The organism is Mycobacterium arosiense ATCC BAA-1401 = DSM 45069, assembly GCF_002086125.1.
Taxonomy (GTDB): Bacteria; Actinomycetota; Actinomycetes; order Mycobacteriales; family Mycobacteriaceae; genus Mycobacterium; species Mycobacterium arosiense.
Map to the genome: position 1 here is coordinate 21,252 of NZ_MVHG01000027.1, position 18,186 is coordinate 39,437.

The following is an 18,186-nucleotide window of genomic DNA, read 5'->3' on the forward strand; positions in this document are numbered from 1 at the left end:
GCGCATGCAATTATTCGATGATCTGGAGGACTTCGGGTCCTTCGATGACGCCGTGGCCGGCGACGTCCGCGACCCCTATACCGAACTGTCGCGGATGCGGCGCACCGAACCCATTCAGCGCCTCGACTTTTCGGTCATGCCCGGCGAGGAGGGCAAACCGGTCTTCATGGTGTACCGCCACGAGGACATTCAGGAACTGTTGCGCGACAACGAAACCTTCTCCTCGGCCATCATCAAGGACTTCTTCGGGATCGGCAAACACGTCATGGTCGGCATGGACGAGCCCGAGCACGCCCGCCACCGCGCACTGGTCTCCAAGGCCTTCTCCCCCAAAGCGCTGGCGCGCTGGGAAACCGATCTTGCCGGCCGAGTCGGCAACGAGCTGATCGACACGTTCGCCGATCGCGGCAGCGCAGATCTGGTGAAGGAATTCACCTTTCCCTACCCCAGCCGAGTCATCGCCGGCCTGCTGGGCCTACCCCAAAAGGACTATCCACAGTTTCAGCGGTGGTCCATTTCGCTCCTGTCAGTAGGGGTCAATCCCGAGCGCGCCGCCGAAGCCACCAAGGCGCTGGGTGACTACCTGGTGCCGATCCTTGCGGCCCGCCGCGAGCAGCCCCGCGACGATCTCACCAGCGGCCTGGCCGCCGCCGAGATCGACGGAGAGAAACTCTCCGATGAGGAAATCTTTTGCTTCCTGCATCTGTTGTTGCCCGCCGGGGTGGAAACCACCTACCGCTCACTGGGAAACCTGCTGTTCGGGCTGCTGTCCAACCCCGATCAGCTCGACGCCGTGCGCGACGACCGCACACTGCTGTCAGCAGCCATTGAAGAGGCCGTGCGGTGGGAGGCGCCGCTGCTGTCGATCACGCGTGTGGCCACCCGCGACACCGAACTGGCCGGGGTGCCCATCCCCGCCGGGTCCTCGGTGATGCCGATGCTCGGTGCCGCCAACCGCGACGAGAACCGCTACCCCGACCCCGACCGGTTCGACCTGTTCCGTCAACCCAGGACCCCGATCTCGTGGGGTCACGGTCCGCACGTCTGCCTGGGAATGCACCTGGCCCGCATGGAGATGCGCGTTGCGGTCAATCTCTTATTGGACCGCCTTCCCAACCTGCGGCTGGACCCCGACGGCAACGATCCCCACATCCGCGGGCAGGTGTTCCGATCGCCGACGTCGCTGCCGGTCCGGTTCGGCGCCGACACCTAAGAGGTGGCGGTGGGTTCCACGACGGGTCGACGCGATGATGCACGGCGGGCGCCCGCAGCACCGCTTACTGCGGCGCTGCCCCGAATCGCCTGCGGTGGACCGGTCTGCCACGTGGGCGCAGTCGCCTCGAACCGCACAATCGCAGACAGGAGGGGGTCGTGACCGGACTGCGCTTCGATGACCGGGTGGTCGTGGTCACCGGCGCGGGCCGGGGGGTCGGACGAAGCCACGCACTGCTGTTGGCCGCCAAGGGAGCACGCGTCGTCGTCGTCGATAGCGGCGCCGACATCGACGGCAGCGGTCACTCTCGGGCGCCCGCCGAAGCGGTCGCCGAGGAGATCAACGCCTCCGGCGGCCAAGCCGTCGCCTGTTTTGCCTCGGTCGCCGATGAACGCGCCGCCGCCGACATCATCGACACCGCGCTCCAACAGTTTGGGCGGCTGGACGCCATCGTCAACAACGCCGGCATCCACGATCCCGCCCCGTTCCACGACCTGACCGTCAGCCAGTTTCGCACGATGATCGACGTCCACTATCTCGGCACCGTGCTCGTCACCCGCGCCGCCTGGCCGCACTTCATCCGCGCCGGATACGGCCGGGTGGTCAACACCGTTTCTGAAGCCATGCTCGGCGGTATCCCCGAATTGAGCAGTTACGGGGCAGCAAAGGGTGCAGTGTTTGGACTGACCCGGAATCTGGCCACCGAGGGAGCCGCGCACGGCATCGCGGTCAACGCCATCGCGCCGCGCGCGTTCACCCGCATGTCGGCCTCACACTCCCACGCCCTGGCCGAGCACCTGTCCATACCCACCGACGTCATGGACCAAATCAACGCCGCCATGCCGCCCGAATTATGCGCGCCGGCAGCGGTGTTCCTGGCTCACGACTCGTGCCCACTGACCGGTGAGGTTCTTCAGATTGGGATGGGCAGCGTCGCGCGCCTGGCCGTGGTGCGTGGACCCGGCTTCGCCAGGGACGCGCTGACCGCCGAAGACATCGCCGACAACCTTGCCGACGTCATGAACCTCCACGACGCCTCGGTCACCGAATCCGCCGCGCCCGTACTGTGACCGCGCCACTGCAAGAGGAGATTTGGCTGTGAACGACTTCGATTCCGTCGACTATTTCACCGACCCTGAGCTGGTGCCCGACCCCTACGGGTATTTCGACCATCTACGCGCCAAATGCCCGGTGACCGCCGAGCCGCACCATCAGGTGATGGCCATCACCGGCCACCAAGAAGCCCTCACCGTCTATAAGGACAACACCTTTTCGGCGTGTGTGTCGGTGGCCGGCCCCTACGCCGGGGTGTCCTTCGACACCGACACCGATGACATCAGCGCCCTGATCGCCGAAAAGCGCGACCAGATCCCGATGAGCGAGCACATCGTCACCCAAGACCCCCCCGAGCACGCCTACACCCGAGGGCTGTTGAGCCGTCTGCTGACCCCCAAGCGCCTGTCGGAGAACGAAGACTTCATGTGGCGCTTGGCCGACGAGCAACTCGACGAGTTCGTGTCCCGCGGCAGCTGCGAGTTCCTGGAGGACTACGCGCGACCGTTCTCGCTGCTGGTGATCGCCGATCTGCTCGGTGTTCCCGAAGACGACCACAAGCTGTTCCGTGCGACGCTGGCAGCCAACGACGAGGTCCCCGGCGCTCTCGGCGACGACGCGCCAGCGCACAACCCGCTGCTGTGGCTGGATGAGAAGTTCGCCGGCTACATCGTCGAGCGCCGCGCGCAGCCACGCCAGGACGTGCTAACTGAACTGGCGCAAGCCAAGTACCCGGACGGGTCAACACCTTTGGTGATGGATGTCGTGCACCTGGCGACGTTCCTGTTCTCGGCGGGCATGGAGACCACCACGAAACTTCTCAGCTTCGCGCTGCGCGTTCTCGGGGAGCGCCCCGACATTCAGACGGTGCTGCGCGAGGACCGCAGTCGCATCCCGGTGTTCCTGGAAGAAACGCTGCGCATGGAAAGCCCGGTGAAAAGCCACTTCCGCCTGGCACGGCAATCGACCACGGTGGGCGGCGTGCCGATCGCGGCCGGCACCACCATGATGCTGCTCCCTGGAGCATGCAACCGTGACCCCGCAAAGTTCGACGCTCCCAACGAATTTCGGCTGGACCGCCCGAATGTGCGTGAACACATCGCCTTTGGCCGCGGCAACCACTCCTGCCCAGGGGCGCCGCTCGCGCGTGCCGAAGGCCGCATCTCACTGAACCGCATCTTTGACCGGATGGCCGACATCCGCATCAGCGAGGCCTGCCACGGCCCCGCCGACACCCGCCACTACGGGTATGAACCCACCTTCATCCTGCGCGGTCTGACCAACCTTCACTTAGAGTTCACCCCGCTGGACTGACCGTCGATGTCTTCGGAAACCTCAGATCTCTCCTCCGGCGGCGATATGCCAGTGATGCCGGTCCCCCGCGCAGTTCAGTGTCCGCTTGAGCCGCCTGCGGCATTCACGACCTGGCGCCAGGAGCCGGGTCTGCGACGTGCGACATGGCAAGGCCAACCACACTGGGTGGTGAGTCGCTACCACGACATCCGGGAAGCGTTAGTCGATCAACGACTTTCGGCCGATACGATCGATTGGTCCCGCATGCCTGCGGGCCGCGAAAATACACCCGTCATGTTTGCGCGAACCGACGACCCCGAACATCATCGGCTCCGACGGATGATGACCAGTCAATTCACCTTCAGGCGCAGCGAATCGCGTCGGCAACAAATCCAACAGCTGGTCGATGAATGCCTGGATACGATGATTGCCACCGGGCCACCATCGGATCTGGTGCGCGAATTCGCGTTGCCCGTACCGTCTTTGGTGATCGCTTTGCTGCTGGGCGTCCCGGAGGAAGATCTCGATTTTTTTCAGCGCAACACCGCGATCACCTTGGACTCAAGTGTGAGCGACGAGCAGCGTTCGCAGGCATTTGCGGCAATGTACCTTTACATTCACGAGTTGACACAGCGAAAGCAACGCGAGCCCGGCGACGACCTGATCAGCCGCCTGGTCACCGATTACGTAATGACCGGCCAACTCGATCGAGACACCACAGCCATGACGGGCGTGATCATGATGCAGGCGGGTCACGAAACCACGGCGAATATGATCGCGTTGGGTACCCTTGCGCTGCTGGATCGGCCAGAGGTGTTTCATCGACTGGGCCAAACCGACGATCACTCTTTGGTTGCCAACATCGTTGAAGAGCTGATGCGGTATCTCACCATCGTGCAGAGTCAAGTCGACCGGGTGGCTACCCAAGACCTCGTAATCGGTGGCCAACTCGTGCGTGCGGGAGAAAGGCTGTTGATGAACCTGCCGGCCGGCAACTGGGATGATACTTTCGCCAGCCATCCCGATCAGTTCGATGTCGAGCGAAAGACGCGGGGACACCTCGGTTTTGGCTACGGAGTCCATCAATGCATCGGGCAGAACCTTGCGCGAGTCGAAATGCAGGTAGCGTTTGCGTCACTGGCAAGGCGCCTGCCCAGCTTGCAATTAGCCGTACCGTCAGCCGATCTCACGTTCAAAGCCGAGTCCGGCATCTACGGTATGAATGAGCTGCCCGTCACGTGGTAAAACGCGTTCGGGAGCTCATCCGTGCTGGAGTTCGGGTAGCAGCCGGTCCAGGCGGCGTGGGATCCACCAGTTCCAGTTCCCGGTGATTTTCAATGAAGGCAGGCACAAGGGTGACGCGGATGAGTGTGGCGTCAAACAGCTACCGCAACAGCGAGTCCGAATCCCATCTGTTTCATCTCCGGGATTCTGTCCAGGCAGAAAGATCTGAAAATTGCCACCATGATCGCGGCCACCAACAGGATCAGTGTGCAGGCCACAAGAACCGGCACCGGGCGTCTCATCACCGCACGCGCCCAACGTTCCCATCGACTACCGTTGTCTGCCAATCGTTTGGAGCTGGGTGAAGCCTCCTCCCTCTGTCCAGCCGGTCGCCCAGGACGACCAGCAACAATGCCGGCAAGAGGGTCAGTGCGCCGGTGACCAGGACGAGGATAACGAGGATGACTCCGATTGCGGAGTCAGCGTAAAACGGGCAGACCGGTGACTGCCATTGCGACCAGTGAGATGACGACGATCATGCCCGAAAGAGCGCCGTGCGACCCGCTGTCTCGAGTGTTCGCACGATGGCCTGCCGCGGGACCATGCCGGCGGACAGTTCCTCACGGTAGCGCCGCACGATCAGCAACGAGTAGTCGATCCCGATCGCAAGGCCCATCATCGCCACCAACGACTCGACGAATACGTTCCAGTCCATGAGGGACACCGAAGCGACAACAAGCCGAGAGTGACCCCCACAGCGCACATTCCGAGCACCATCGGCATCATCGCGGCCAGCACGGACCGCTGCGCGAGCGGCAGCACGATGAACGCCAATGGCAGACTGACCATCTCGGCGGTCATCATGTCCTGTCCGTCGACTTCGGTGAGGTCGCCCATCAGCGGACTGTTGCCGGCCATCGCGGCGTTGATTCCAGCGGGCATGTCTTTCGCCAAGTGCTCGTTGAGCGACGCCGACGCCTTCTGGCGTTCACCAACATCGCCCTTGAGCAAGACGGTTGCCGTAATGACGCTGCCATCGGCAGAAAGCGCGCCTCCCCCGGAAGCGCCCGCGGGGCAGGACATCCACGATGACCAATTGTCGCCTCACCACGCCGGTTTCCCACGCGAACGTATCGGCGCCTTCGGCACAGATCGCCCCCAACGGCAATCACAGGGTCACACGGTCGTTCCCGACGTGCAGACTGCGCACTCGTTGCTTGCAGACGCCACCGATGCGCCCAGCACTCACTGCTTGTTCGAAGCGCACCGGTCACTGATGGATCCGAGCGTCACGTGGGGACGTCCGTGCGGTTGGGCCATCATCCACGTCGAGGCAATACCCACCGAGTACGGGCCTTGCTGACCGTTTTGCTCGTAAAAGCCCTGCGGGTCATAGACTTTGGCTTCCGGGTAGGGCCAGGGGCACGCGACAGATGTCGCGATCCGTGTCCATTTGAACGAGGCGAACGCCAGCCCGTACACCAAATAGAACACATTGACGATGATGAGCATCACGATGAACGAGCCCAGCGCCGGTCGGCCCGTAAAGATGCGGGCACGTTGGGCCAGTTTCTCCGACACCGTGCGGCCGGTGTCGTCCCGATAGACCAGTATCCCGGCAGGAATCATCACCAGCGTCACCAATGAGGATTCCCACAACAAGGGGAATTGAACGGGAGTGCCCACAAAGATCGACCCGAAGGGAATCACCTGGGAGTACATGTAGAGCCCGGTGTGGATCATCGTGACCTCAAGAATCATGTCGATGATGAACCCGAAGATGAAGATCAGTACCCCCAGGCTCAGCAGGGGGTGGCGCCACACGAAGGTGTCAGTGCCCCGCCGGGCCTGAATTTTGCGCAGCGCCCAGACTCCCGGGAAGTACGGTCCGAACTGGAACATGACGTAGCCGAAGACGACGAACGGTTCGACGGTCGGCGCCAGCGAGACCCATGGCCAGGATTCGGGCCAGTGCCATAGCCGCGGGTCGTACACGGCGTAGGGCGCCCAGTTCATCAGCGGGTCCTGCCAGACGATGATCGTGGTCACCAGGCTCATCAGGATGTAGGGGTGCGGCCCGTAGCGTCGCCAGCCCCATACGCCTGCCACGATGAGGCCCACGACGGCGATGACGGTGAAGATCTGCAGGACGGGGATCCAGTGCTGGTAGCCGAGGAGCGGCTCCCAAGGCCGTGGCGTACCCGTGACCGCGGGGTTTGCGATCCGCGCATCAGGATAATTGCGCGCGTTCCACCCGACGGCCACCACCGCGGCGACACCGAGCGCGAGCCACACCCACTTCCAGATCCCGCTGGTCGACCAGCGGGTCGGCTCGATGTCGGGTCGGCTCGCCGGCTTGGAGGTTCGTTCAGTGGTCATTGTCTCTCCTCACCCATCACTGATCGTGTGAAATTTGCGCGGTCACCTGTTGGCGCCCTGGGCACAACGGTCACTTTCGGAGCCGCGCTGCGCGTTCGGGCGCCCGTGGGGCTGGCCGTTGCCCCAGGTCGACATGATCCCGACTGAATAGGGACCTTTCTGGCCGTTCTGCTCGTAAAACCCTTGGGGGTCAAAGACTTTGGCGTCGGGGTACGGCCACGGACAAGCGACCGAGGAGGCCAGCCGAGACCACTTCAGCGCGGTGAACGTCACTCCATAGACCAGGTAGGAGACGTTGATGATGACCAGCATCACCAGAAACGAGGCGAGCACCGGCCGCCCTGGGAGGACGCGGGCGCGCTGGGCCAGTTTTTCTGACACCGTGCGGCCGGTGTCGTCGCGATACACCAGGATGCCGGCGGGGATCATGACCAGCGTCACCAACGACGACTCCCACAGCAATGGGAACTGGTAGGCAGTGCCCACAAAGATGGAGCCGAACGGGATCACCTGGGAGTAGATGTAAAACCCGGTGCGCACGAGGAACACCTCTAACAGCATGTCGATGAGGAAGCCGCAGACGAAGATCAACGCGGCGAGGCTGATCAGCGGGTGACGCCACACGAAGGCGTCAGCCGGGCGCCGGGCCTGAAGTTTGCGCAGAATCCAGACGGCAGGAAAATACGGGCCAAACTGAAACAACGCATAACCCAGGACGACGAAGGGCTCGATGGTCGGAGATATCGAAACCAGCGGCCATGACTCGGGGAAATGCCACAGCCTGGGGTTGTACACCGCGTAGGGCGCCCAGTTCATGATGGGGTCTTGCCAGGCGATGAAGGTGGTCACCACACCCATCAAGACGTAGGGGTGCGGCCCATAGCCTCGCCATCCCCACAGGAATAGCGCAAAAAGGCCGGCGACCAACACGACCGCGAAGATCTGGAACAGCCCCAGCCAGTGGTCATAGCCCACCAGCGGCTCGATGGGGCGCGGCGCGCCGGAGACCTCCGGATTACCAACCCGCGCATCGGGATAGTCGCGCGCGTTCCACGCGACGGCGATGACCAACGCGACGCCGAGCGCCGCGAGCAACCAGGCTGCGATCCTGCCTCTGGGGGACCGTGCAGCGACGCGTTCCGGTGTCCGCGAAGGTGCTGTGGTTTGCTCGGTGGTCACCAACCGCCCTCCACAAACATTTGTTCCGGGCCGGGGCGATCGCCGACTACGTCTCGGGATCGCATCGATCCCGCCGGAGCCCCGCTGCGGCGGGGCTGGCGTGGAGGCGGATGGGGTGAACGCCTGTCGTACTCGGATGTCATCTAGCGGCTCACCAGCGCACGCGTCGCCGGCGCCCCCGGCGCCGCGTTGTCATGGGGTCGACCTGCGCCTCTGTCGAGTCAACCGACATTGCTCCCTACCCGTTCTTTCTGGTGTCGTTAGGCACCAGACCATGATTCTGGAGTCAGACTGCACCACAACGGGTCCATTGGTCAAGCAGTTAGGGGCACGTCCCATCTGCCGGGCCCGTTGGCCACTTCAGCAGGCCCGGCGTCCACGCGGATGTGTTGGCCGGTGATGTAGCGGCTTTCGTCGCTGGCCAGGAACACGCCCAGGTTGGCGATGTCTTCGGGTTCGACGTAGGGAGTGGGCATGGCCCGGAAAAGGGTGAATAACGGTTCGGCGTCCTCGCGGGTGGCCTTCTTGCCCGCTTGGGTCAGATCCGGGCGGAACATGCTGTACATGCCATCGTTCTGCAGCAGGTGGGTGTTGCAGTTGGTCGGGTGGATGGCGTTGATCTGGATCATCCGCAGCGCCAGGTGCAAGCACATCTCCTCGACGTCCTCCATGACGACGCGCTTGCTCCAGGCGTAGCCCGCCCCACCGGGGCCCATGGTCGGGTTGTCGGTGGCGCCCCGGATCATGCCGGCGGTGGAACCGGTGACGATGATGGAGGCGCCGTCGCACAAGTGCGCGCGCTACTCGACTAGACCTTTGCACCAAGCCGCGATCATTAGTCGCCAACATGTGCAGGGAAATACCACTAGCGCGGAACAGATATTTGGTGCAATAGCCGAGAACGGTGCGGCGGGGTGACCTTTCGGAGGGGCGATCAATGCAGAGCAACAACGGGGGTACCGATTCGGGTTCGACCGTGCTGGTCGATTCGCGTCGCGTGGGTGTGTGGCGGTTTGGGTCACCTGGTGGGTGGCCCCTGGTGTGGAACCACGGCGGACTCAGTTGCGGTATGGACGCCACGGTGATGGACGAGGCGGCGCGTTCTTGTGGTGCCGAAATCATCGCAATTGACCGACCGGGCATTGGGCGCAGCGACCTGTGGAGCATGGCCTCGGTTGGCTAGTGGGGGCACACCGTGGCTCAGGTTGCTGACCTGCTGCTTCTAGATGACTTCGCCTTCGCCGGCTGGTCGGGCGGAGGCCCCTTCGCGTTGGCGTGCGCTGCGGCGATGCCCGGGCGAGTACGCGTGGTCGCCACCATCGACGGGATGGCTCCCCTGGAGCGACTCAGGAACGTCTTCGAGATCGGGTTCTTGCCCGATGAGTTGCTCATCCCGGCCGCCCGATGGGCGCCGTGGGCCGCTGCGGCGCTGCTGCAACTGATACGCCGTGTACCGCCACGCGTGCTCGGGTGGGTCCTCCCGCACCTAGCAGGCAGCCGGGATGGCGCAGCACTCAACCCGCCGCCCCTATCCCTGCTGGCGACGCATCGCGAAGTGATGAGCGGCGGCGTACAGGGAATGGTCGAAGAGTACCGTCACTACTTCGGCTCATGGGGTTTCGACCTCCCCGAGATCCAGCAGCCGGTCACCATCTGGCAAGGGGAAGAGGACACCTTGGTGCCGATGAAACATGCACGTCGTTTGGCTAGCCTGTTGCCCAACAGCACGCTGAGGGCGGTTCCCGCGACCGGTCACCTGCTCCCCGTTGTCATGGCCAAAGAGATTCTCGACGATCTCGGGCCAAGGCCGCGCAACTAGCCAATAACTTCAAACTGACCCACTACCCACAGGTAGCGGGCATGGTGACCGCGACGGTGTTCATCGCGCCGACCAGGTCGACGTCGGAGGCGTCGACGAAATGCATGGGTCGGGGTTGCCCATCGCCATCGGCAGGATGCCGGCATTGGCGACGACGACGTCGATCCTGCCGAGATCGGCCAGAGCGGCCTCGACGGTGTCGCGCAGTTCGTGGCGTTCACGCACGTCGGCGATCCGCGCGACCACGCGCCGCCCAAGTTCTTTCACCGATCGTTCGGTGTCAGAGAGGTCGTCGGGTGTCGCCAACGGGTAGGGGTTGCTCGGGACGTCCCCGCAGATATCGAGGGCAACGATGTCGGCGCCCGCTTTGGCTATGGCGACGGCGTGCGCGCGCCCTTGGCCGCGGGCAGCTCCCCTGATGACGGCGACCTGCCGTCGAGACGTCCGGACAAAGGATCTTCCTCCACTTCGGTTGCTTATCAACGTGATACGGCTAACCTGCAGGCCGGTCCATCAACCAAGAGCAGGAAGCGGTGACTGGGCGTCTGGCTGCGGTCCCTTGACCAACCCAACTGATCTGGTGCAATCTAGCACCAGATCTTATTCTGGAGTCAGACTGCACCACAATAGGTCGGGACGGAGAGGACGAGCGATGTCGCTAAGCTGCCCGCGTGTCTCGACCGGCCGGTTAGAGGTGTCTGCTGAGCTGGTGGCCATCTCATGTCTCGTCGGTAGCTCCTCGATGAGCTTGGGTCCGACCGGGTCGAGCAGCTGTCGGGTTCGCGTTGCGCCCAGGGAACATTGCCGCCCTGCCGCACCCTTCGACGCTCTTGGGGATTCGCCGTCATGACAGGCCTGCTCCGATTCGCCACCCGATGCTTGCCTTGGCAATTCATCGGCACCACGCGTGGTCGCACGCCGCGAGAGCACGGTCGATTCGGCGCCGGCCACAACAACGTCGGACGGAGGTCAGCCGCACCCGGCGCCGCCAACAGACCTCCAGACATTATCGAGTGTCAGTCATGGTGACCCGCGCCCGCGTCATGCGATCGGCTCAGCCCCGTCGGGCCGAACCGATGTCACCACCGCATAGTGGTCCCCGCTTGCCGGCGGACACTTGTTGGGCCCGCCAGTGCACGGCACGTGCCAGGATCCTGCAGGCGGCCGAATCGGTGATCGCCTCGGCAGGCCCGCGCGCCTCGTTGGCTGACATCGCCGCAGCCGCCGGCATATTGGGGGGCAGCCTGTATCACCACTTCAGCAGCAAAGAAGAGTTGCTTTTCGAACTGGTCCAGGGTTTTCGCGCCGACATCGACGGCGTCGCAAAGGCGGCGCTCGATGACACCGACCACCGCCAGGCCAGCCCATTCCCCGCCGGGTTCTATGACTTCGGCTCAGCCATCGCGCGCTGTGCGGCGCGCCACCCGGCCGCATTGCAGATGTCATTCTTCGAGGCTGCCAGCGCCAACCCGTCACTGAGCCTGCTTCTGTCCGCGAGACCCACGACGCTGCAATACACGATGACCCAGATACTGGCGGCTGGCGCGGCCAACGGTCTGCTTCGATCAGGTGTCGCCATATCGGCGCTGGCCGATCGTATCTGCCAAAGCCTGATGCACGTCGGGCTCGACGTCATCCGCCACACCGCCGCCGCCGAGGATGTCGCCGCCCTGTTGTGCCGAATCATGACGACAGGGCTGAGCAGCCGGCCGCCTACAGATGACGAACTGGACTCCTCGGCCGCCTTCGCCGCCGCCGAAAAGGCCATCGGCTCGTGGGGTGAGGACAGCCATGTCGAGGTCACCGGCAAGTCCGCCTACATCCACGCCGTGGCGCGAGAACAATTCGGTCGCCGCGGATATGAGGCCACCACGATGCGCGACATCATCGAGGCCACCGCATTGGGTCCTGCCCGCGTGTACTCGGTGGTCGGCTCCAAAGACAGGTTGTTCAGAGCGATCATCGAGGCGTTCGGACGCAAGGCCGGCGGAGGTTTCGCCGAAGTCCTGGCCAGCGACGCCACCGCGGTCGAGAAGCTCGATGCGCTCAGTTGGGTCAACATCAACGCGATCGACCGCTTCCCCCACGAGTGGAAGATTCAGCTCGCGTGGCTGCGCCAGCACCCGCCGAACACACCAGAACCAGGCCTGGCCTTCGCCCAGCGACTGGCCGAACTGGAAAGCCTGCTGCGCGAGGGCATCCGGTCACACGACCTGCAGGCGCACACATCATCGCTAGAGATGCTGGCGCGCTGCGTCATGGGCGTCTTGTGGATACCCGAAAACCTCGTCCACCGCCTGGGTAGACGGGCGGCGCTGCGCCTGGCCCGCGACACCGTGATCCGTGGCATCGCCGACCGCAGCCTGACTCCGACGCGCGGCCCGGCACGGACATAGGACCAGATGACACCCGATCGCCCCGCCACACCCTTGCCACAGCTAGAGATGCTGGCCTCAGCGCTGTCAGGGCAACCGGTTGCCGTCGCCGCGACAGAGCCCGGGCAGCCGTGCTGGACCAACAGGCGCACGATTTTCGTCGACCCAAACAGCCCGCCCACAGCTCGACTCACCGCGATCACCGTTCAAGCCTGTCTGATCGCGGCCGACAGCCTCCAACCCGCGATCACCCGCACATTGAGCACACATCGCGCGGCGGTGCGCCGCTACCTGGCCATTGAAGGTCACCGCGCGCTGGCCGCCAACCAGATGTGGCTGCCCCCGGCAGTGCGCACGCTCATCGACGGCGACCTCGCCTCGCGCACTCACTCGCCGGCCGCCTCACTCGACATCGCGTTAAGTCGCCAACCCATACCCGACCCGCCCGCCGATTTCGGCGTCCTACGTCCCCGCAAGGTCGTCGTCGACAAACGCGCCGACCACGGGCCCGGGCCGGCCGGCGAGCACACCCCACGACGACAACAGGACAAAGAACTCCAGGAACTGGCCGACGACGACATCGCCGACGACCAGGACATGCAAGACCCGTTCACCAGCCCGGTCGGCGGTGGCGGCGTGCTGGGCAAACTGCTGGCACGCATGCTCAGCGTGGTGCGCCAGCTGTCCGGAGGCGGCCAACCAGGCGCTGACACACCGACGCATCGCACCCGGGCCGGCGCGACGGGCAGCACTGCAGTGGTTTCCAACGCACGATCGGCAACCGAGACTGACGATCCCTTCGCCCCGCGCGGCGCGACATATCCCGAATGGAACATGCGCGAGCGCCGCTACCGCCCGCAGTGGTGCACGGTGCACGAGATCGAACCCCCGAATACCGGTGCGGCCGCGCACATCGCACGCGATATCGGGCTGCGTAAGCCGCTGGCACGCCTCGGGGTCGGGCTGCAACGGTCGCGCCGCCAGGCCCAAGGCGACGACATCGACATCGACGCGGCGGTGGAAGCCCAAGTGGAAACACGGGCCGAAGCGCCCTCGGCCGAGGAGGTCTACCTCGATACCCTGCGGCGCCGACGCGATCTGGGGGTGTTGGTTTTGCTCGACGTCTCTGGATCCACCGCCGAACCGGGAACGCACGGTCAGACCGTACATCAACAGCAGCGCACCACCGCAGCAGCGCTCACCGTGGCGCTGCACGACCTCGGTGACCGAGTCGCGTTGTATGCGTTCGCCTCTCAAGGTCGATCCATGGTTGAGGTGACACCGGTGAAACGCTTCGACGATCACCTCGACACCCGCACCATGCAACGGCTGCAGGCCATCACTCCCGGCGCCTTCTCACGACTGGGCGCCGCGATCCGTCACGGCGCAGCGGTGGTAGAAAAACACGCCGGCACGCCGCGCCGACTGCTCGTGGTGATCTCTGACGGCCTGGCCTACGACCACGGATACGAACGCGACTACGGTGCCGCCGACGCGCGCCGCGCGCTGGCCGAGGCTCGCCGCCGCGGCACTGGCTGTCTGTGTCTGACCATCGGCGCCAGCACCGACGTCGCGGCGCTGCGCCACGTCTTCGGCAGCACCGCCCACGCCACCGTTGCACGCCCCGAGGATCTCAAAGGTGTTGTCGGACCCCTGTTTCGGTCCGCGCTTCGCTCGGCACAAGCGCGCCGCCGCCTGATTAATGCCACCCGCCCGGTTCAGCACGTCACCTCAACAGAACGGACACGAAGCGCATGACGCGATCCACCGACCCCCGCCACCTGACCGACGTCTCCGCCCGACCCGACCACGACGACGACGGCGGGCGGCTGCACGTTGCCAGCACCGAGGGCGCAGTGGCCCCATCGGGCACCGCCGGCACCGCCGGCAACGGTGAATCGACCCGCGCCGACGTCGGCGACAGTGCAGCCCGTCCCTACTATGTCGCCGTCGGTGATGAAGAAGATGTGTTCAAAGCCGCCTACCTGCAAGGCCTTTCGATTCTGCTCAAAGGTCCGACCGGATGCGGCAAGACCCGCTTCGTCGAGGCCATGGCCCACGACCTGGGTCGGCCACTGATCACCGTCGCCTGCCACGACGACCTCACCACCGCCGACCTCGTCGGACGATTCCTCCTCGTCGGCGGAGACACTCAATGGGTCGACGGGCCGCTAACCCGCGCGGTGCGCGAAGGAGCCATCTGCTACCTCGACGAAGTCGTCGAGGCCCGCCAAGACACCACCGTCGTGCTGCACCCATTAGCCGATCACCGCCGCCAGCTCCCCGTCGAACGGCTCGGCGTCACCCTGGCGGCGGCACCCGGGTTCGGCCTGGTGGTCTCCTACAATCCGGGCTACCAAAGCGTCCTCAAAGATCTCAAAGACTCCACGCGGCAACGCATGGTCGCCTTAGAGTTCGACTTCCCCAACGCCGACATCGAAGAAAAGATCGTCGCGACCGAAGCAGGAATCAGCAGCGACCACGCCGCACAGCTTGTCCGGTTCGGTCAAGCGATCCGGCGCCTGGAAACCGGGGGGTTGCGCGAAGTGGCGTCCACGCGGGTGCTCATCGCAGCGGGCCGCCTGATCGCCCAAGGCCTGCCCGCACCCAAAGCGGCACGCGCCGCGATCGCCGGACCCCTCAGCGACGATCCCGCCATCACCAACGGACTCATCCAGATGATCGAGGTCTACCTCAACGAAAACGTCTAGCGAATCCGCGCGGCAGATAACAAATCTTAGGTTGACCCGCATAAACCCGAAGGAAGTGCGATGTCCTACGAAAGCACTGCAGAGCCCATCAAGATCGGCTACCTGATGGACTTCACGTTGCCACCGATGTTCCCAGAGGAGATGAAGGCGGACTTCACCCGCTGCTTTGACCTCATCTTCGAAGAGGCCACCGAGCAGGGGCTGATGGACCGCCCTGTGCAGATGATCTACCGCGAGGTAGAGGACCTGCCCAAGGGATCGGTCAAGGCGGTCATCGACGCTTTCGGTGAGCTTGTCGACGAAGCCTGTCTGGTGGTGTTCGGACCCCACATCACCGACAACTGCGTGCCCACCCGCGAAGCGATCGAAGAGCGGTTCAAGGTCCCGGCGATCGCCGTCACCGGCACCGACGACTGGCTAGGCGAGTGGACCTTCGCCTTCCCGCAGGGCTCGATGACCGACGAGCCGATTTTCATCGCGGACCTCGTTGCCAAACGCGGACTCCCCGAAATCGGAGTTCTCGTCGAGCAGAACCTGATCGGCGAAAGCTACCTGAAGAATTTGCGAAGCGCGTGTCGGCGCAAAGGCATTCGCATCGTCGCCGAAGCGGCAATCGCCCAGATGGCTCGACGGCTCGGCGGACACGAGACACAGAAAGCGATCGCCAACATGATCGACTCCGGTCTCGATGAGCAGACAGCGCACGACACTTACTCCGCGGTGTCGGAACTCGTTCGAGGGTCGCTACTTCTCGCCAGGATGACGCAGAAGCACGGTGCAGCGCGGGCGGCGGAGTCTGCCGATGACGGTGGATTCCCAAACGCCCCGATAGCGCTGGATGACCGACCGTTTGAACTTCTTCTGCAGGGACTACTGAGACAGCAATCCCAGCACACGAACACCCCGGTGCGCGATATCGCTCAAGGCATCACCAACACAGCCTGATTACATACCGCGGCGCGCGCCAGCTAGACAAGCAGGTCGTGCCTAACGTTTTGTTGGGCGCGCACCATCAACAGCCTGGAAAGCAACACATCTTGAAGAACTCGTCCTCCTGGACACGCCATGGCTTCCCCACACCTGATCGCGATCCTTTCTATGCCCGCCCCGCCGGTCTGGGCGGGGTCGCACCCGGGACGGTCTTGCGGTCGCGGGTGGTGCCGGTGTCGTTCTTCGGTCGCCTCCGGCAGGGCATGGCGGTGCAGCTGATGTACCGCAGCACCGACGCCCACGATCTCCCCGAGGCGGCGGTGACCACGGTAATAGTTCCGCGTGGCGAGAACCCGGCCCGGTGCCCGGTGCTGTCTTACCAGTGCGCCATCGACGCCGTGGCGGCGCGGTGTTTCCCGTCCTATGAGCTGCGGCACGGCGCCGAGCTGGTCGGGGCCTCGGTTCAGGCGGAATTCTTTTTCATCACCGCGGCCCTATCTCGCGGGTGGGCGGTCAGTATCCCGGATCACGAGGGCCTCAACGGCATGTGGGGCGCGCCGTATGAGGCGGGCTTTCGTGTTCTCGACGGTCTGCGTGCCGCTGTCAACTACCCGGAGTTAGGCCTTTCATCGAAGGCCTCGATGGCGGTGTGGGGGTATTCCGGCGGTGGCCTGGCCAGCGGATGGGCCGCCGAAGTCGCCGCCACGTACGCACCCGAGCTCGACATCGTCGGGGCAGTGCTGGGTTCACCGGTGGTGGATCCCGAAAGCGTTGCGCGCCGGTTGAATGCGTCGCCGTGGGCGGGTCTTGCTGCGTTGATGATCGCGTCGTTGGTGCATGTGTTCCCCGAGGCGAAAAAGGTCGTCGATGAACACGCGACCCAGGATGGCAAGGCCCTGCTTGCAGAGATCGAGGGAATGTCGACCGGAGGGGCGATCCGACGCTTCCGCAATGTCGACATCGCCGACTACGTCGACCTGAGCTTTCAGGAATTGTTCGCGTTGCCCGAGCTGCAGCATGTGTTCGAGGTGACGCGGCTCGGGCAAAAGACACCGAGCATGCCCCTGCTACTCATCCAGGGCGTGCACGACAAGATCGTCGACGTCGCCGATGTGGACAGGCTGGTCCTAGCTTACACCCAAGGCGGCGCCGCGGTGAGCTACCACCGCGACCCCCTTGCCGAGCACCTGTTGTTGTATCCCTTCGCGGTTCCGATGAGCCTATGGTGGCTCGCCGAACGGCTCGCCAAAAACGACCGGCCCAATAGCTGGCACACCTGGCCCGCGCTGCTCGATGCGCGTACCTACGCAGGTCTGCCGGCACTCGCCGCCGCCGCATCGCAAGCCGTCAAGTCCGGTTTCTCCCCAGGGCGATCGCTTCGCCACCGACGTCGGAAGAAGTAGATCGAGGCCGTACCATCCATACCGTGGGTGTAACGCGCCATGCGACCTCGCATATCGTCGCGATGTTTTGAGGCGTCGAACCTATTGCGCCAGAGTTGATCCGCCTGTGTCACGAGTCTCAGCCATCAGGGTCCAGCGACGAATCGACACTTCTGGCGGCGCCAGCGTGGCGCGAAAGCCAACCCACCGCTGCGCTAGCGCGCCGACTTAGAGGCGCTTGAGCACCATCACCGATTCATTGTACGGAAAGAGGCGGTACAGCCACCGCGAGGAGGGACTCACCTGGGGGGCCACCTCGCTTTTGGCTAGGAGGACGGGATGGCCGACCGCGACAGTCTTGCGGTGCTTGCAGATGGCGGTGTCGCCGCCCGCGAGAACGTTTCGCACCCAGTTTGTTTGGGGTCCGTAGCCGACGAGCAATGCAAAGCCGTCGGTCGTGTCGAACACCAGCAACGGTGTACGGTAGCGTGCTCCGGATCGGCGCCCGACGTGGTAAAGAATTCCCATACCAGGCATTCGGTCGACCACCCGAAGGGCGGCTGGGTTGGTGATTCGCTTGTTAAAGGCCGCGACTCGACGGGACACGCGCACACCGAACTCCTCTTAG

General features: G+C 64.2%; 12 protein-coding genes and 4 pseudogenes. 10 read left to right on the forward strand and 6 right to left on the reverse strand.

The annotated features are described in order from the left end of the window. The first annotated feature begins 4 nt into the window (after positions 1–4). The 4 genes from BST14_RS13115 to BST14_RS13130 all read left to right on the forward strand — a co-directional run bounded on the left by BST14_RS13115 (position 5) and on the right by BST14_RS13130 (position 4,804). Positions 5–1,213, forward strand: a complete 1,209-nt coding sequence (locus BST14_RS13115; RefSeq protein WP_083064866.1) for a cytochrome P450 — start codon at positions 5–7, stop codon at positions 1,211–1,213. Positions 1,214–1,371: 158 nt separating this feature from the next. Further along, positions 1,372–2,283, forward strand: a complete 912-nt coding sequence (locus BST14_RS13120; protein WP_083064867.1) for an SDR family NAD(P)-dependent oxidoreductase — start codon at positions 1,372–1,374, stop codon at positions 2,281–2,283. A gap of 28 nt (positions 2,284–2,311) precedes the next feature. Then, a complete protein-coding gene (locus BST14_RS13125) occupies positions 2,312–3,580 on the forward strand; it encodes a cytochrome P450 (protein ID WP_083064868.1) in 1,269 nt (422 codons plus the stop codon). Positions 3,581–3,586: 6 nt separating this feature from the next. Continuing rightward, positions 3,587–4,804, forward strand: a complete 1,218-nt coding sequence (locus BST14_RS13130) for a cytochrome P450 (RefSeq protein WP_077087691.1) — start codon at positions 3,587–3,589, stop codon at positions 4,802–4,804. Between the two features lie 514 nt (positions 4,805–5,318). Here the strand turns inward: BST14_RS13130 and BST14_RS13140 are convergent. From BST14_RS13140 to BST14_RS13155, 4 genes and pseudogenes are all read right to left on the reverse strand, one after another. Beyond that, positions 5,319–5,866, reverse strand: a pseudogene (locus BST14_RS13140) (MMPL family transporter). Between the two features lie 162 nt (positions 5,867–6,028). Next, positions 6,029–7,162: a spirocyclase AveC family protein gene (locus BST14_RS13145; protein ID WP_062893266.1), complete on the reverse strand. Its 1,134-nt coding sequence runs from the start codon at positions 7,160–7,162 to the stop codon at positions 6,029–6,031. A 42-nt stretch (positions 7,163–7,204) separates the two neighbouring features. Next, positions 7,205–8,341 carry a spirocyclase AveC family protein gene (locus tag BST14_RS13150; RefSeq protein ID WP_083064869.1) on the reverse strand — a complete coding sequence of 379 codons (1,137 nt, stop codon included), beginning with the start codon at positions 8,339–8,341 and terminating at the stop codon, positions 7,205–7,207. Positions 8,342–8,663: 322 nt separating this feature from the next. Continuing rightward, positions 8,664–9,135, reverse strand: a pseudogene (locus BST14_RS13155) (SDR family oxidoreductase); the annotation flags it as partial. 401 nt (positions 9,136–9,536) lie between these two features. Here BST14_RS13155 and BST14_RS13165 point away from each other — a divergent pair. Beyond that, on the forward strand, positions 9,537–10,160 hold the full coding sequence (locus BST14_RS13165) for an alpha/beta fold hydrolase (protein WP_083064871.1): 624 nt from the start codon (positions 9,537–9,539) through the stop codon (positions 10,158–10,160). 37 nt (positions 10,161–10,197) lie between these two features. Here BST14_RS13165 and BST14_RS13170 read toward each other — a convergent pair. After that, a pseudogene (locus tag BST14_RS13170) lies at positions 10,198–10,612 on the reverse strand (SDR family NAD(P)-dependent oxidoreductase); the annotation flags it as partial. A gap of 651 nt (positions 10,613–11,263) precedes the next feature. Between BST14_RS13170 and BST14_RS13175 the strand changes: the two are divergent. The 5 genes and pseudogenes from BST14_RS13175 (at position 11,264) to BST14_RS13195 (ending at position 17,579) form a co-directional block, all read left to right on the forward strand. Next, on the forward strand, positions 11,264–12,556 hold the full coding sequence (locus BST14_RS13175; protein WP_245845393.1) for a TetR/AcrR family transcriptional regulator: 1,293 nt from the start codon (positions 11,264–11,266) through the stop codon (positions 12,554–12,556). 6 nt (positions 12,557–12,562) lie between these two features. Further along, positions 12,563–14,293, forward strand: coding sequence for a nitric oxide reductase activation protein NorD (locus tag BST14_RS13180; RefSeq protein ID WP_083064872.1), 1,731 nt, complete (start codon positions 12,563–12,565; stop codon positions 14,291–14,293). Further along, positions 14,290–15,246, forward strand: coding sequence for a CbbQ/NirQ/NorQ/GpvN family protein (locus BST14_RS13185; RefSeq protein WP_083064873.1), 957 nt, complete (start codon positions 14,290–14,292; stop codon positions 15,244–15,246). The genes BST14_RS13180 and BST14_RS13185 overlap by 4 nt, the downstream gene beginning before the upstream one ends. A 60-nt stretch (positions 15,247–15,306) precedes the next feature. Continuing rightward, positions 15,307–15,876: pseudogene (locus BST14_RS13190) on the forward strand (ABC transporter substrate-binding protein); the annotation flags it as partial. Between the two features lie 407 nt (positions 15,877–16,283). After that, positions 16,284–17,579 (forward strand): lipase family protein, encoded by a 1,296-nt coding sequence (locus BST14_RS13195; protein ID WP_245845394.1) that lies wholly within the window; start codon positions 16,284–16,286, stop codon positions 17,577–17,579. A gap of 207 nt (positions 17,580–17,786) precedes the next feature. On the opposite strand, the gene BST14_RS31580 is transcribed toward BST14_RS13195, so the two are convergent. After that, on the reverse strand, positions 17,787–18,032 hold the full coding sequence (locus tag BST14_RS31580; protein ID WP_306460716.1) for a hypothetical protein: 246 nt from the start codon (positions 18,030–18,032) through the stop codon (positions 17,787–17,789). Positions 18,033–18,186 lie beyond the last annotated feature (154 nt).